Annotated in this window: 13 protein-coding genes; 7 read left to right on the forward strand and 6 right to left on the reverse strand. The window is 57.3% G+C overall.

Translation table 11 applies throughout. The features are described 5' to 3' along the window. Positions 1 to 32: 32 nt before the first annotated feature. From P8935_RS15585 to P8935_RS15600, 4 genes are read right to left on the reverse strand one after another with little or no spacing between them, the layout of a single operon-like run. Positions 33 to 1,616, reverse strand: a complete 1,584-nt coding sequence (locus P8935_RS15585) for an aldehyde dehydrogenase (NADP(+)) (RefSeq protein WP_348261218.1) — start codon at positions 1,614 to 1,616, stop codon at positions 33 to 35. Between the two features lie 36 nt (positions 1,617 to 1,652). After that, a complete protein-coding gene (locus P8935_RS15590) occupies positions 1,653 to 2,486 on the reverse strand; it encodes a fumarylacetoacetate hydrolase family protein (protein WP_348261219.1) in 834 nt (277 codons plus the stop codon). 60 nt (positions 2,487 to 2,546) lie between these two features. Beyond that, on the reverse strand, positions 2,547 to 3,338 hold the full coding sequence (locus tag P8935_RS15595; RefSeq protein ID WP_348261220.1) for an SDR family oxidoreductase: 792 nt from the start codon (positions 3,336 to 3,338) through the stop codon (positions 2,547 to 2,549). Then, on the reverse strand, positions 3,335 to 4,564 hold the full coding sequence (locus tag P8935_RS15600; RefSeq protein ID WP_348261221.1) for an extracellular solute-binding protein: 1,230 nt from the start codon (positions 4,562 to 4,564) through the stop codon (positions 3,335 to 3,337). The genes P8935_RS15595 and P8935_RS15600 overlap by 4 nt, the downstream gene beginning before the upstream one ends. A 168-nt stretch (positions 4,565 to 4,732) precedes the next feature. Between P8935_RS15600 and uxaC the strand changes: the two genes are divergently transcribed. Both uxaC and P8935_RS15610 read left to right on the forward strand, forming a co-directional pair. Further along, the gene (gene uxaC, locus P8935_RS15605) at positions 4,733 to 6,139 is read left to right on the forward strand and encodes a glucuronate isomerase (protein ID WP_348265345.1); all 1,407 of its coding nucleotides are present in this window, start codon (positions 4,733 to 4,735) and stop codon (positions 6,137 to 6,139) included. Positions 6,140 to 6,202: 63 nt separating this feature from the next. Continuing rightward, positions 6,203 to 6,862 carry a UdgX family uracil-DNA binding protein gene (locus P8935_RS15610; protein WP_348261222.1) on the forward strand — a complete coding sequence of 220 codons (660 nt, stop codon included), beginning with the start codon at positions 6,203 to 6,205 and terminating at the stop codon, positions 6,860 to 6,862. A gap of 18 nt (positions 6,863 to 6,880) precedes the next feature. Here P8935_RS15610 and P8935_RS15615 read toward each other — a convergent pair whose 3' ends face one another. Together P8935_RS15615 and P8935_RS15620 are read right to left on the reverse strand one after the other, a co-directional pair. Beyond that, positions 6,881 to 7,534, reverse strand: coding sequence for a bifunctional 4-hydroxy-2-oxoglutarate aldolase/2-dehydro-3-deoxy-phosphogluconate aldolase (locus P8935_RS15615; RefSeq protein ID WP_348261223.1), 654 nt, complete (start codon positions 7,532 to 7,534; stop codon positions 6,881 to 6,883). Between the two features lie 67 nt (positions 7,535 to 7,601). Further along, the gene (locus tag P8935_RS15620) at positions 7,602 to 8,636 is read right to left on the reverse strand and encodes a sugar kinase (RefSeq protein ID WP_348261224.1); all 1,035 of its coding nucleotides are present in this window, start codon (positions 8,634 to 8,636) and stop codon (positions 7,602 to 7,604) included. Between the two features lie 259 nt (positions 8,637 to 8,895). On the opposite strand from P8935_RS15620, the gene P8935_RS15625 reads away from it, so the two are divergent. From P8935_RS15625 to P8935_RS15645, 5 genes are all read left to right on the forward strand, one after another. Further along, positions 8,896 to 9,672: a glucose 1-dehydrogenase gene (locus tag P8935_RS15625; RefSeq protein ID WP_348261225.1), complete on the forward strand. Its 777-nt coding sequence runs from the start codon at positions 8,896 to 8,898 to the stop codon at positions 9,670 to 9,672. Positions 9,673 to 9,739: 67 nt separating this feature from the next. After that, on the forward strand, positions 9,740 to 10,948 hold the full coding sequence (manD, locus tag P8935_RS15630) for a D-mannonate dehydratase ManD (protein WP_348261226.1): 1,209 nt from the start codon (positions 9,740 to 9,742) through the stop codon (positions 10,946 to 10,948). A gap of 3 nt (positions 10,949 to 10,951) precedes the next feature. Then, a complete protein-coding gene (locus tag P8935_RS15635; protein WP_348261227.1) occupies positions 10,952 to 12,280 on the forward strand; it encodes an MFS transporter in 1,329 nt (442 codons plus the stop codon). Between the two features lie 202 nt (positions 12,281 to 12,482). Beyond that, a complete protein-coding gene (locus P8935_RS15640; protein WP_348261228.1) occupies positions 12,483 to 13,628 on the forward strand; it encodes a Gfo/Idh/MocA family oxidoreductase in 1,146 nt (381 codons plus the stop codon). Positions 13,629 to 13,656: 28 nt separating this feature from the next. After that, positions 13,657 to 14,712: a sugar phosphate isomerase/epimerase family protein gene (locus P8935_RS15645; RefSeq protein ID WP_348261229.1), complete on the forward strand. Its 1,056-nt coding sequence runs from the start codon at positions 13,657 to 13,659 to the stop codon at positions 14,710 to 14,712. The last annotated feature ends 186 nt before the right edge of the window (positions 14,713 to 14,898 follow it).

A 14,898-nucleotide genomic window follows, 5' to 3' on the forward strand; every position in this document is an offset into this window, starting at 1 on the left:
GTGCCCTGACGCTAGATCAACCGTGCGACTCACTATTCAGGCTTGCCGTCGCGCAGTCGGCGGATGCCGAGCGGGTTTTCGTCCTGCAATTCCGCAGGCAACAGCGCCTGCGGAAAATTCTGGAAGCAGACAGGGCGCGCAAAGCGATAGATCGCAAGGCTGCCAACGGATGTGAAGCGAGGATCGGAAGTGGATGGATACGGGCCGCCGTGCACCATCGCATGCGTTACTTCAACACCTGTAGGAAATCCGTTGAAAATGACGCGGCCAGCTTTCTGTTCGAGGATATGAATCAACTCGCGATTGGCTGCAAGGTCTTCATCATCGCCAAGAATCGTCGCGGTGAGATGGCCAGAGAGAGAACGCGCGGCCCGCAAGTAGTCCTGCGTCGAATCGCAGCTGACGAGGAGAGTGTCAGGGCCGAAGATTTCGTCGGCCATCTCGGGCTGACCTACAAGTTTATCGAGGCAAACGGTGAACAGTTTTGCCTGCGCGTGAAATGCCGCGAACTTCCGGCCTTCGGCCAGCATATGTGCCTCTGCGGCAAGTGGGGTCTGTTCTGCCCGGGATTCAGTGGCCCGGCCGTATTCGCGCGCGATTCCCTCGGTAAGTAGCGTGAATGGCTGCGCCTGTTCGACCAGGGACTTGAGCTCATCGAGAAAAGTGGTGCTCTGTGCTGAATCAGAAACAAAAACAATTCCCGGCTTGGTGCAGAACTGCCCCGCTCCGAGTGTGAACGATCCAAAAAGACTTTGCGCCAGCGCGGCGGGGCCTTTGCGCAGCGCGCCGGGAAGGATGAAGACGGGATTGCCGCTCGACATTTCCGTAAAGCAGGGAATGGGATCAGGACGCGCTGCCGCAAGATCCATCAAAGCCCGACCAGCCCGTAAAGACCCTGTAAAAGCCACGGCTCGTATGAGCGGATGCTTAACCAGCGCCGAGCCAATCTCTGTGCCGGAATCGAAGAGCATCGAGAAAACGCCGGGATGCAGATCGTGCTCTGTAACAGCGCGGCGGATGATGGCTGCCGCCAGTTCTGAGGTTCCAGGATGCGCAGGGTGAGCCTTGACGATGATGGGGCAACCTGCAGCAAGCGTCGAGGCGGTGTCTCCGCCTCCTACTGAAAACGCGAGAGGGAAGTTGCTGGCGCCGAATACCGCGACGGGTCCGAGCGGGCGGAGCATGGACCGGATATCAGGACGAGGAAGAGGCTGGCGATCGGGGAGTGCCGGATCGATGCGGGCCTGGACCCAGGAACCTTCTTCCACCACCCCTGCGAACATACGAAGCTGGTTGGCGGTGCGCCCTACTTCGCCGGTAAGACGCGGGATTGGGAGCGCGGTTTCATGATGCGCACGCTGCGCAAGCTCGTCCCTGTGAGTTTCAAAGCCATCGGCAATGCCGCGCAGGAATGCGGCGCGGGTCTTGCCGCTGGTCTGCGCGTAGCTCGCAAATGCTTCATGTGCAAGCTGAGCCGCGCGCTCCAGTTCCTGGGGTGTTGCCGCGCGAAAAACCGGCTGCAGTGGATCGCCGGATTGGGGCGCAAAGGCTTGAAAGCTCGCGCCATCGCGCGAGCCGCGTTGTGAGCCAATGAAGGAAAGTCCGATGAGTTCCATGACTCCTCAAGAATATCCCGCAAGCGTCGTCCGAGCTTATTCTTCTGCGACGACGGGGTTAGTGAGCGAGCCGAGGCCTTCAATCGTGATGGTGACGGTCTCCCCCGGCTTGAGCCAACGCTTGGGGTTGCGTCCCAGTCCGACACCTGGAGGAGTGCCCGTGGAGACAATATCGCCCGGCATCAGCGGCGTGATCGACGAAAGATATTCGATCAGCTCCGGAATCTTGAAGACCAGTTCGCGCGTGTTGGAGTGCTGCAAGACCTCGCCGTCGATCGAGAGTCGGATGTCGAGCGCGTGCGGATCTGCAATTTCGTCCGCGGTGACAATCGCTGGGCCGAGCGGACAAAAAGTTGGAAAACACTTGCTCATCGACCACTGCGTACTTGAGAACTGTACATCGCGGGCGCTCACATCGTTAACGATCGTGTATCCATACACGTGATCCCGCCAATCGGAAGCTGCAATGCGATAGCCGCCCTTGCCGATAACAAACGCGAATTCGGCTTCGTAGTCAGGCTGTGTGGAGTTCTTGGGAAGAACGATGGCTTCGCCGGGTCCTACGATCGCGGTCGGCAGCTTGAAGAAGACGACCGGCGTAGTGGGGATCTCCATGCCGGATTCCTTGGCGTGGTCGCGGTAGTTAAGACCGATAGCAAAGATGCGCGGCGGGTTTGCGAGTGGCGCATGAATCGTCGCACCTTCCAGGCTCATGCGGCTGGCGGCGAGAGTGCTCACATTCCCGCGCGCGATCACATCCAGTGTTGAAGAAAAGCCGCTCGGGCTGAGATCGAGGATGGTCTTCGTGTCATCTAAAAGAATTCCTGGGCGAGTGGGTCCGCTATCCGTAGAAAATGACACAAGTTTCATGGGCAATCTCCCAGTGCAAAATTTAGGAACTTCTTTGCTTCGGCCGCTCCTCGATCCACTTCATGCAGCTGTCCAGCCACCGTCAATGTTGAAGAGCGAGCCGGTGATAAAAGCGGCTTCGTCAGAGGCGAGATAGCGGACCATGGAGGCAACCTCATCCGGGCGTCCGAGGCGGCCGATAGGCTGGCGCGCCCGAAGATCGGCACGCACTTCTTCCTTATTGTGCTTGTGGAATTTTTCGAGATAGCCCTCGACAAATGGCGTCTCAACAGTGCCGGGGCAGATCGCGTTCACACGCAGCGTCTTGGCGTATTCGACCGCCAGCTGACGCGTCATGGCCACCACCGCGCCCTTGGTGGTGCAGTAAGCAAATCGTTGCTTGATGCCAACAAGGCCGGCGACTGACGCGATGTTTACGATTGTGCCGACCACGCCAGAAGATTCAACGGCGGAAAGCAGAAGTGGGAGAAAGGAGCGGGTGACTAGATAAACTGCGCGGACGTTGACATTCAACAGCCGATCGAAATCCTGGGCTTCGGTTTGTTCAATTGACCCAACGTGGCCGATTCCTGCGTTATTGACAAGGATGTCGAGCCGACCGATCTGCGAGACAGCAGCAGCGATCGAATCGGGGTTGGTGACATCCAGGTCCAGTGCCCGCGAGTTGCCCACAGATTGGGCGAGTTCCTCCGCTGCGTAGAGATTGATATCGGCGATCCACACGAATGCGCCTGCGCGCACCAGTTCCTTCACAGTGGCTTCGCCAATACCGCTGGCACCCCCGGTGACGAGAGCATGGCGGCCCTCAAGGCCAAACACCCGCGCGGTGGACGAATCTGTTAGAGGAGTCATTGGAAGCGGATACCTTTGCTGTCGATCTCGCGTTGCGCTGATTCAAGAATAGCCGCCGAGGGTTCGTCGGTGGTCAGAGAGCGGGAGATCACGTCGTCGATGATCGCTGCGAAGGCCGCCATTCCCGGTCCCGTCGGAAGCTGGCGCGCCCCGAGCGAGATAGATTCAACTTCGCTGTAAACGGGGTTGCGGGCCTGCAGTTCAGGGTTACGCCAGGTCGAGAGACGCACTCCCACCGCGCCGTGGCGTGTGATTCCCAGATCGCGTTCCGGTGAGGCCACAAAGCGAAGAAACTCCCAGGCAAGCTCTTTCTGTCTCGAACCTTTTCCCATGGCTAACGCCCAGAAGACAGACAGCGAGACAGGCGACGTTCCATTTGCCGCCGGGATCGGCGCAATGGCAACTTTCCCCGCAAGCGGCGAGCCTTCGCGACCCGAACGTGCAGCGAAGCCAAACCAATTCGCCATCATAGCCACTTCGCCCGCAAGGAACAGATCGCCGGATTGAGTCGAGTCAAGTTGCGGAGACTTGGGATGGCAGATTGCTGGGTCCCGGACCACTCGGCGATAGAATTCGAGAGCGTCCAATGCGTGGGGCGCAATGAGATTGGGACGCCCAGCCACGTCGGTCAGTTCACCCCCACGGCTCCAGACCTGGAGGGCAAAGTCATACAGCGTGTTGTGGCCGTCGGGAAACGCTGCGAAGACGGTTCCATAGCGGCCTGAAGAAGGATCGGTAAAGTAGCGGGCCGTCTCCTCGAACTCCTCCCACGTGGCGGGCGGTGCCAGTTCACGGGAAAACTTGGCGCGGAAAGCCGATTGATGCTTCGAATCAGAAAAGAGATCAGAGCGATACACAAGGCACTCGGGGCCGTCGTGCCACGGTAGTGATGTCAAGCAATCTTCCAGGATCAGCGGTTTCACGAGCGAGCACGGCCACTCTTGGGGCCAGCCGCGAATCGGGGTGGCCTTTTGCCAAAGATTCAGATCATCGAGAGCCTCGGCAGCATGGGCTTCAGCAAGCCAGTCAGTGACAAGCAGGGCAAGATCGAACCGGCCGTCATGCAGGCCGCCGTCGGTGATTGCCGAATTGTAGAGTTCGTGGATGCCAACTGAGTGCAGCTCGACCTTCGTGCCGGGGCGCAGCGCTTCGAAGAGGCCGGCCTCTTCTCCCAGGGCGTTTTCAAAGTCTGCATAATTGCGGAGAGCTATGCGAAGTTGGCTCATGAGCCCCTCGGAAGAGTCGAGTTCACGAGAGTCAAGCAGGATTTATTTGAGATCGTACTCGAAGTTTCCATGGCAAGATTCGACTGAAACAGAAGCAGCCGCAGTATATCCCGCGGTGCCCCGATGAAGGATACTGGATGGTCGAGATAAAAGGAGGCTGCAGTGGCTCTGCTGCACGAGGACAGGCTATTTCCGGCAGACGAGAAGACGAGGGCAATCGCGAGGCGGCTCTATGCAGAGATAAAGGACCTGCCGATCGTGAGTCCCCACGGGCACACGCAGGCGGGATGGTTCGCACGCAACGAACCGTTTCCAGACCCCGTCACGCTGCTGGTGCAGCCGGATCACTATATTTTTCGCATGTTGTACAGCCAGGGAATCTCTCTGGAAGAACTGGAGATCAACAACAAGCCGGTGAAGGATCCGCGCAAGGTGTGGCGTATCTTCGCAGACAACTACCACCTGTTTCGCGGCACGCCTTCTCGCCTGTGGCTGGATTATGTATTTGAGAATCTGTTTGGATTGAAGGAGCGGCTCTCAGCCAAAACGGCAGACCACTATTACGAGACTATCGAGGCTACGCTGCGGACAAAGGAATTCCTCCCGCGCGCCCTGTTTGAGCGCTTCAATATCGAGGTGCTGGCAACAACGGATTCACCGCTGGATTTGCTGGAGGACCACAAGGCGATTCAACAATCTGGCTGGAAGGGTCGAATCGTACCGACATTCCGGCCTGATCCCGTCGTCGATCCGGCATTTCCGGGCTTCAGAAAGAACATTCAGGCGCTAGGGAACTTGACCGGCGAGGATACGGCCACCTGGCGCGGATATCTTCGAGCCTTGCAGTCAAGACGAGAGTTTTTCAAATCGTTAGGGGCAACCGCAACCGATCATGGCCATCCAACGGCACGCACCCTCGACTTGAGCGAGCAGGATGCAGAAGCAAATTTTGTTGCGGTCATCTCTGACGTCGAAGAAGCCGGAGAGAATTTAAATACCGCCGCCCATGAGGTATTTCGCGCGCAGATGCTGACAGAGATGGCTCGGATGAGCCTCGAAGACGGGCTCGTCATGCAGATTCATCCGGGGTCGGTGCGCAACCACAATGCCCAGTTGTATGCGCGTTACGGACGCGACATGGGCGCCGATATTCCGGGACCTACAGATTATGTGCATGCCTTGAAGCCGCTACTCGATCGATTTGGTAATGAAGCGGGATTGACGTTGATCTTGTTCACGCTGGATGAGGCAACATTCGGCAGGGAACTGGCGCCTCTGGCGGGGCACTATCCGTGCCTTCGTCTGGGTCCGCCCTGGTGGTTCTTTGACAGCCCCGAGGGGATGCTCCGGTTTCGCGAACTGGTAACGGAAACGGCGGGCTTTTACAACACCGTAGGATTCAACGACGATACGCGGGCGTTTCTGTCGATTCCGGCGCGGCACGATGTAGCACGGCGGACCGATGCGGCTTCGCTGGCGCGCATGGTGGCGGATCACCGGCTGGACGAGGATGAGGCCATGGAACTTGCGCAGGATCTGACGGTTGGGCTGGTGAGGAAGGCGTACAAGCTTTAGAAAGCAGAGCGGACCTGTCCCCTGAATTCTGCCAGCATCTAAGAAGTGCAGGTGGAACGGGTCATGGTACCGAAAAAGAAGAAGGAGAGTGCGGCTCCGTTTGTGCCGTCGGAGCGCACACTGCCTGTACTTGCGGAGGCGATCCAGAAGTGCGAAGGGTGCGATCTCTATCGCGAAGCAACGCAGGCGGTGTTCGGAGAAATCGAGTCGCGCAGCGGGTCGACGAAGCCCAGGGTCTCAATCATGATGATTGGCGAGCAACCGGGCGACCAGGAAGACAAGCAGGGGCGCCCGTTTGTTGGGCCCGCGGGAAAGCTGCTTGACAAGGCTCTCGAAGAAGCCGAGATCCAACGCAGCAAAGTTTACGTCACAAATGCGGTGAAGCATTTCAAGTGGGAACCTCGCGGCAAGCTGCGCCTACACAAGAAGCCGACCATGAAGGAGATCAACGCCTGCCGCCCGTGGCTGGACGCAGAGTTGGAAACCGTGAAGCCCAAGCTCATTGTGGCTCTCGGTGCGACGGCGGCACAGAGCTTGCTCGGTTCGAGCTTCCGTATTACGCAGGAACACGGGAAGGTGCAGCAACTTCTGGGATTGCCACCGATTATTGCAACGCTTCATCCGTCGGCGATTTTGCGCGCCCAAACAGACGAAGATCGCGATACCTACATGCGCACGATAGTTGAAGATCTCCGCGAGGCCGCGAAAATCGCAGGGAAATAAAGCAGTCTACCGCTCGAATTAGGATTTTTCGCGAAGATCGGAAATAACCTTGAGATAGGCGCGCGCTGTTTCCGTGATGATCTCGGCGTGACCGGCGTCGATGGCGGCCAAGTTGACCAGATCGCTGCCGACTCCCAAGGCGCGAGCTCCCGCCTGGATGAAACTCGCAGCGGTTTCAAGCGTAACGCCGCCGGTAGGGATCAGCTTCAGGAACGGGAAGGGCGCGAGCACCGACTTGAGATAACTGGCTCCGCCCATCGCCGAGCAGGGAAAAATTTTGACGTAGTCGGCGCCGGCCCGCCATGCCGTAATGATCTCGGTCGGCGTGAGCGCACCCGGAATCGACAGCTTGCCGTTGGTTCTGGTTGTACTGATCACTTCAGGGTGCAGGCTGGGGCTAACGACAAACTCGGCACCGGCGTTGATGGTGGCCTGCGCTTCAGAAGAGGTTGTGACGGTGCCCGAACCCAGAAGAAGGCCCTTCGGGCCGTATTCGCTCTTGAGCTCTCTCAGCAGTTCGACAGCATTGGGAACCGTCATGGTGACTTCAACGACAGTGACCCCGCCCGAGATCATCGCCTGCACCACAGCGTGGGCCTGTTTGGAATTCTTGGCACGCAACACCGGGATGAGTCCGACGCGTTCGATGATCTGCTGTGTGGTTTCAGGCATCTTGCTTCCTTCGCAAAGGTGGTTATCGGCGATCTGCGCTCGATTGCAGAGTTGGCGAATCAGTACGTCAGCGAGCGATGCGTGCGCTGCCGCCTTTCATGGCACGCTCGACTTCAGCCAGCGTAGCCATGCTGGTGTCGCCCGGGGTTGTCATGGCCAGCGCGCCGTGAGCTACGCCGCAGCGAACCGCCCAATCGATCGGCTTTCCAGCCAGTATCCCGTAGATGAGTCCGGAGGCGAAGCTGTCGCCGCCTCCCACGCGATCAAGGATGTCGATCTCCTGTTGCGGCACGTGAATGATCTTGTCCTCATAGAGTGCGATTGCGCCCCAGGCGTTGCGGCTTGCCGTGGGGGCAGTGCGCAACGTGCTGGCGATGAGCTTCAGATTCGGATACGCAGCCGCAACTTCGCGGAGCATCTCTTCATAAGCGGCGATGGGGAGTTCGTCGAAATCTTCGCTGACGCCTTTGATCTGAACGCCCAACATGGCAGTGAAATCCTCTTCGTTGCCAAGGAGAAGATCGACTTTGCGCACCAGTGCGCGGTTCACGTCCTGCGCCTTGGACTTCCCGCCGATGGAGCGCCACAGCGAGTCACGATAGTTCAAATCGTAGGAAACCGGGGTTCCGAAGCGCCGGGCCTCGTCCATCGCCTCGGCGGCTACGTCGGCCGTCGAAGCTGAAAGCGCGGCAAAGATACCCCCGGTATGGAGCCACCGAGTGCCGTTGCCGGGGCCGAATATAGATTCCCAATCAAAGTCGCCTGGCTTAACCTGGCTGACGGCTGTATGGCCGCGGTCGTTGCATCCAGCAGCTGCGCGCAAGCCAAATCCGCGCTCAGTAAAGTTCAGGCCGTTGCGCACGGTGCGGCCCACACCGTCAAAAGGAACCCAGCGGAGAACGGAAGTGTCCACCCCGCCCTGGAGGATGCAATCCTCAACGAGGCGCCCAACGGCATTGTCAGCGAGTGCTGTCGCAACGGCTGTGCGCAGGCCGAAGCAACGGCGTAGACCACGCGCCACGTTGTATTCGCCGCCGCCCTCCCAAACTGCGAATTGCCGTGCTGTGTGAACGCGACCCTCGCCGGGGTCAAGACGCAGCATCACTTCTCCAAGACTGAGACAATCCCAGCGACGAGGCGAGTCCGGAAGCGAAATAGGTTCCATAATCAATCCAATGAAACTGTAACGCATTGCAGACGCCCGGGAGCGGCACTATACCGCTGGAGGAGACGGTGCCTTCCTAACGCGGGAATGGGCAATGATGTGCGCGTGATAGATTTTGGGGGTCAGGAAAAAGACTCGAATTGACGCGGCAAAGAGGGACGTCGGCGAAGCTTCGAGTCAGGCGAGGAAGTTTGGGATGAGTCAGAGCCTTTTCGATTTGACGGGCAGGGTTGCAGTCGTAACGGGTGGGACCACAGGCATCGGACACGCTATTGCGCGTGGATTGGCAGAGGCCGGAGCTGATGTAGTCCCGAGTTCGCGCCGAGCAGAGCAGGTGGAAAAGGCGGCGGCAGAAATTGAAGCCCTGGGACGCCGCACGCTGAGAGTTACGAGTGATGTGCTCGACCGCTCATCGCTACAGGCTCTGCATGATGCCGTAATTCAGGAGTTCGGCAAAGCGGACATCCTTGTGAATGCAGCGGGCGTGACCTACAAAGCGCCGACGCTGGAAACTGCAGAGGAAGATTGGTCGCGTGTTATCGAGACAAATCTGACAGGAACGTTGCGAGCTTGCCAGATTTTTGGGAGAACGATGGTGAAAGCGGGCTACGGGCGGATCGTTAATATTGCATCCCTGACCACGTTTGTCGGCTTCTTCCAGGTCGCAGCATATTCAGCGTCGAAGGCAGCGGTTGGATCATTGACGAAGGTGCTGGCGGTTGAGTTGGCAAAGACCGGAGTAAATGTGAATGCGATCGCGCCGGGTATGTTCCCAACGGATTTGAATGCCAAACTGATCACGGGAACTCCCCGCGGCGAGGAGTTGCACATGCGCGTGCCAATGGGAAGGTTTGGAAAGGCCAGCGAACTTGCAGGAGCGGCTGTTTTTCTGGCATCTGAGGCGGCGTCGTATGTGACGGGGGAGATCGTGGCTGTGGATGGCGGGTTCCTGGCCAGCGGCGTGAACCAGTAAAGAACCCGGACTGGAAAACCTCGAGTGATGGCGAAAATCCTCTAAGGCAGCGGAAAGCAAAAAGACAGTGAAAATTACGAATGCAACCGTCAATATCGCTTCGCCGGGGCGTAATTTCGTCACGCTGAAGATTGAGACAGACGAGGGAATTTACGGGTTGGGGGACGGCACGCTTAATGGCCGTGAACTGGCGGTTGCTTCCTATCTAACAGACCACGTGATTCCTTGCATAATAGGCCGGGATCCATTCCAGACTGAAGACATCTGGCAGTATCTCTATCGCGGAGCATATTGGCGACGTGGGCCAGTCACCATGACGGCAATCGCGGCAGTGGACGTCGCGCTGTGGGACATCAAGGGCAAAGCGCTGAACACACCCGTCTACAACCTGCTCGGCGGCAAAAGCCGCGACGGCGTCATGGTGTATGCGCACGCCAACGGCAAAGATGTAGACGCGGCACTCGAGGATGTAGCGAGACATAAGGACCTGGGATACAAGGCCATTCGTGTTCAAAGCGGAATTCCAGGCCTTTCGAGTACATATGGCGTAGCCAAAGGTACCGGGCGCTACGAACCGGCAGAGCGCGGACTGCCGCACGAGTACGAGTGGTCGAGCGAACTTTATTTGCGCCATGTACCGAATCTCTTTGAGCGTGTGCGGGCAGAATTCGGCGAGGAGCTACATCTGCTCCACGATTGCCACCATCGCCTCGCACCGATCGAAGCAGGACGTCTGGGAAAGGAATTGGAGCCATTTCATCTCTTTTGGATGGAAGATCCTACACCCGCAGAGCTACAGGAAGGCTTTAAAGTTATTCGGGGACATACGACTACTCCCATTGCTGTCGGCGAGGTATTCAACTCGGTCTGGGATGCTCATGAATTAATCCGCAATCAGTGGATCGATTATCTCCGCATGACCCTTGTGCACGGCGGGGGAATTACACACCTGAAGAAAACCGCAGACTTCGCGGCGATGTATCACGTGCGCACCGGATTTCATGGAGCGACGGACCTCTCGCCGGTGACAATGGCTGCGGCGTTGCACTTCGATACCGCAGTTCACAACTTCGGCATCCAGGAACATATGCCGCACACTGACGAGACGGACGCGGTGTTTCCGCATAGCTATAAATTCAGAGACGGCATGATGTATCCCGGCGATGCTCCGGGTCTAGGTGTGGATCTGGATGAGAAGCTGGCTGCAAAGTATCCGTATCAGCGCGCTTATCTTCCTGTGAATCGCAAACTCGACGGTACGCTGACAGACTGGTAGGCGATGGCGAACTCAACCGAGACGATGGAACAAGTGGGGGATGTGCAGGCGCATCCGGGGCGATGGACTATCTGCGCCATGCTATTCGTGGCCACGACCATCAACTACATGGACCGACAGGTTCTGTCGATTCTGAAGCCGGTGCTGGCGGGCGCAACACTTCAGCTGCAGCCGTTCTTTCATGGATGGCCAACGGTAGAACGCTCCATCAGCATGAACGAGATTCAATACGGAAACATCGTGTGGTGTTTCCAGATCGCCTATGCCCTCGGAGTAGTTTTCGCTGGGCGCCTGGTGGACCGCCTGGGCTGCCGCCGCGGTTATCCCATCGTGACGGCAGTGTGGAGCCTGTCCGCGATGGGGCATGCCCTGGTGACGTCGGTCTTCGGCTTTGGAGTGGCGCGTTTCTTTCTGGGACTGGGTGAGAGCGGAAATTTTCCTGCGGCGATCAAAGCAACAGCGGAGTGGTTTCCCCCAAAGGAGCGAGCCCTCGCAACCGGCATCTTCAACTCAGGCGCCGGCGTTGGGGCAATACTCGCACCCTTCGTGGTGCCGTGGGTTGCACTACATTTTGGATGGCGTGCTGCATTCCTCGTCACCGGTGTCTTCAGTGCATCCTGGATTGTATGGTGGTTAATTCGTTACCACAAGCCGCTGGAATTGGTGTCTGCGAGTCGGAGTGAGGCGGTCGAAAAATCAGCTGAACTCGCGATTCCGTGGTGGCGGCTGTTGAAATACCGCCAAACCTGGGGATTCGTTCTAGGTAAATTCCTCACAGACCCAGTCTGGTGGTTCTACCTATTCTGGCTGCCGGGCTACTTCAGCAAAGAGTTCAAACTTGATCTTTCGCATATCGGGTTGCCGCTGATCGTGGTGTATGTCTGCTCGACAATTGGAAGTGTTTTTGGCGGCTGGTTGCCGAAAGGATATGTGCGGCTGGGAATGTCATTGAAAGCCGCACGCCTGGCAACAATGCTGACTTGTGCATGCCTGGTTGTTCCGATCGTATTCGCAGGTGGCCTGCACTCCATATGGACTGCTGTTGGACTGTTGTGTATGGCGACCAGCGCGCATCAGGGCTGGTCTGCCAACATCTTCACCACCGTCTCTGATATGTTTCCAGCCGAGTATGTCGGAACGGTTGTCAGCTTCGGACAAGTGGGGGGCGCACTGGGGGGAGCTATTTTTGCTCAGGTTGCAGGTCATATTCTCCAATTCACCGGGAGCTATGTGCCGTTATTTATTTATTCGGGTCTGGCGTATCTCGCGGCTCTTGTTCTGCTGAGAACCCTGGCTTCGGGGTTGAAGCCGGTGGAGCTCTCCAGCAGTTGAATGTCCAAAGTTGGCGGGAATTTGCGATTTCTCCGCGATCGTTCGTGACCATAGTCATGAGCCGAGAGGGAATTCATCGGGATTCGTCTTTATACACTTGGTTTGTCAGATATACAGGATAGAGATGGTCTGGAAGGTTGACGCGTGGTCCCGTTCAGCCGAAAATCTGAAAACAAACTGATTTAAACGCAGAGGGGCAAAAATGGTTAGGCGGCGAAAACTGCGCATGGGAATGGTCGGAGGAGGGCCGGGCGCGTTCATCGGCCCAGTGCATCGCATGGCCGCCGAACTGGATGGAAAGATCGAACTCGTTGCAGGCGCATTTTCGCAATCGGCGGAACGTTCGCAATTGGCCGGCGAGGCCTACAAGATCCAGCCCGATAGGGCATATGCGGACTACAAGTCGATGCTGGAGGCGGAGCGAAAGCGACCGGACCCCATCGACTTCGTCGCTATCGTTACTCCAAACCATCTCCACTTGCCGGTTGCGATCGCATCGCTTGCAGCTGGGTTTCCGGTGATGAGCGACAAGCCAGCCACTGCCACCTACGGAGAAGCAGAGGAACTGCAGAAGGCTGTCGCCAAGAGCGGGTTGCCTTATGGGCTGACCCACACGTACGCCGGCTATGCGCTAGTGCGCGAGGCGCGTGCCATCTGTTCCAGCGGCGAACTGGGAAGAATTCGCAAGATTGCTGTCGAGTATCTGCAGGGATGGCTGACAAACCCGATTGAGGCAACAGGGCAGAAGCAGGCGTCGTGGCGATCAGATCCTGCACAGAGCGGGCTAGGCGGGTGCATCGGCGACATTGGCGTGCATGCGTTTCATCTTGCTGAGTATGTGACAGGACTGAAAGTTGTTGCAGTGAACGCTTCGCTGCTCTCAGTGGTAAAGGGACGCAAACTCGATGATGACTGCACGGCTCTGCTACGCATGGACAACGATGCGCAAGCCGTACTGATGACTTCTCAGATCGCAGTGGGGGAGGGAAACGGATTGAGACTGCGCGTGTACGGCGAAAAGGGATCGCTCGACTGGCGGCAGGAAGATCCGAACCGGCTGCACGTGAAGTGGCTGGATTCTCCTGAGGAGATTCGTCATGCGGCAGGCAACTATTTGAGCAATGATGCGCGCGCGGTAACGAGATTGCCGGGCGGTCATCCAGAAGGATATCTTGAAGCGTTCGCCGTGCTGTATGGTGAGTTCGCCGATGCGCTGCTTGCGTGGCAACAGAACGGCAAAGGTGAGTTACCGAAGACGCTGCCGGGGATTGAAGCCGGCGTGCGTGGAATGAGATTTATCGACCGTGCAATCGACAGCAGCAAGCGCGAGAGCTGGGTTGAGTTTTGAAGTATGAAGATCGATTGGGGAGCAAGCGATGAAGACCATAAAAGGTCCTGGAATTTTTCTGGCACAGTTTGCTGATAATCAAGCGCCCTTTAATTCTCTGGATGGAATGGCGCACTGGGCAGCCCAGCTTGGCTTTGCCGGAGTCCAGATTCCATCATGGGATCGGCGCCTGTTTGATTTAAAGCTCGCAGCAGAGAGTCGCGACTATTGCGAGGAAGTGCTTGGAATTCTGGACGCCGCCGGGCTCAAACTCACGGAGCTTTCGACACATCTGCAGGGCCAACTGATCGCGAGTAATCCTGCCTACGATCCCATGCTTGATGGATTTGCGCCGGCTGAATTGAAGGGCAGGCCGAAGGAACAGCAAACTTGGGCAGTGCAGCAATTGGAGTGGGCCGCGATGGCAAGCAGCAGGCTGGGCTTGACCGCGCATGCCACATTCTCAGGGGCCCTGGCGTGGCCGTATTTCTATCCTTGGCCGCAGCGGCCGGCCGGTCTGATCGATGCGGCCTTTGAGGAACTAGGCCGCCGCTGGGCTCCTATCCTCAACGTGTTTGACGAGGCTGGCGTGGATGTCTGTTACGAGCTTCATCCAGGTGAGGATTTACATGATGGCGTGACATTCGAGCGTTTCCTGAAAGTTGTGGATGATCACAAGCGCGCGAATATTTTGTACGACCCAAGCCACATGATCCTGCAGCAGTTGGACTATCTGGAGTTCCTCGATATTTATCACGAGAGAGTGCGCGCTTTTCACGTGAAGGATGCGGAATTCAGGCCGAACGGACGCTCGGGGGTTTACGGGGGCTATCAAGATTGGATTGATCGCGCCGGGCGCTTCCGCTCGCTCGGAGACGGGCAGATCGACTTCAAGGCAATCTTCAGCAAGATGGCCCAGTATGACTATCCCGGCTGGGCAGTGCTGGAGTGGGAGTGCTGCATTAAGCATCCGAAGGCTGGAGCGGCGGAAGGCGCGGCTTTGATCAAGCAGTGGATTATTCGCGTCACCGACAAAGCGTTCGATGATTTCGCCGGATCCGAGCCTGACGACGACAAAAATAACAAGATTCTAGGGTTGATCTAGCTGAAGCTCGAAGCTTATCCGAAAAGTCACCACCATCCGATTCAGAGCTAAATGCCTTAATTGCAGGCCTTACTGGGCTATGGCTAGAATGTCCGATAACGGATATTCTGTATAGTGTAAGTAAATAATAGAGAACATGCCTCATATCATTGCAAGAATGTCGGTTATTTATTTTCCGAAAAGTGC

The organism is Telmatobacter sp. DSM 110680 (genome assembly GCF_039994875.1).
Classification (GTDB): Bacteria; Acidobacteriota; Terriglobia; order Terriglobales; family Acidobacteriaceae; genus Telmatobacter.

Bases quoted from the DNA above. Each gene is read 5' to 3' on its own strand.
- P8935_RS15585 (WP_348261218.1), bottom strand. From the start codon at position 1,616: ATGGAACTCATCGGACTTTCCTTCATTGGCTCACAACGCGGCTCGCGC.
- P8935_RS15590 (WP_348261219.1), bottom strand. From the start codon at position 2,486: ATGAAACTTGTGTCATTTTCTACGGATAGCGGACCCACTCGCCCAGGA.
- P8935_RS15595 (WP_348261220.1), bottom strand. From the start codon at position 3,338: ATGACTCCTCTAACAGATTCGTCCACCGCGCGGGTGTTTGGCCTTGAG.
- P8935_RS15600 (WP_348261221.1), bottom strand. From the start codon at position 4,564: ATGAGCCAACTTCGCATAGCTCTCCGCAATTATGCAGACTTTGAAAAC.
- P8935_RS15610 (WP_348261222.1), top strand. From the start codon at position 6,203: ATGGTACCGAAAAAGAAGAAGGAGAGTGCGGCTCCGTTTGTGCCGTCG.
- P8935_RS15615 (WP_348261223.1), bottom strand. From the start codon at position 7,534: ATGCCTGAAACCACACAGCAGATCATCGAACGCGTCGGACTCATCCCG.
- P8935_RS15620 (WP_348261224.1), bottom strand. From the start codon at position 8,636: ATGCTGCGTCTTGACCCCGGCGAGGGTCGCGTTCACACAGCACGGCAA.
- P8935_RS15625 (WP_348261225.1), top strand. From the start codon at position 8,896: ATGAGTCAGAGCCTTTTCGATTTGACGGGCAGGGTTGCAGTCGTAACG.
- P8935_RS15635 (WP_348261227.1), top strand. From the start codon at position 10,952: ATGGCGAACTCAACCGAGACGATGGAACAAGTGGGGGATGTGCAGGCG.
- P8935_RS15640 (WP_348261228.1), top strand. From the start codon at position 12,483: ATGGTTAGGCGGCGAAAACTGCGCATGGGAATGGTCGGAGGAGGGCCG.
- P8935_RS15645 (WP_348261229.1), top strand. From the start codon at position 13,657: ATGAAGACCATAAAAGGTCCTGGAATTTTTCTGGCACAGTTTGCTGAT.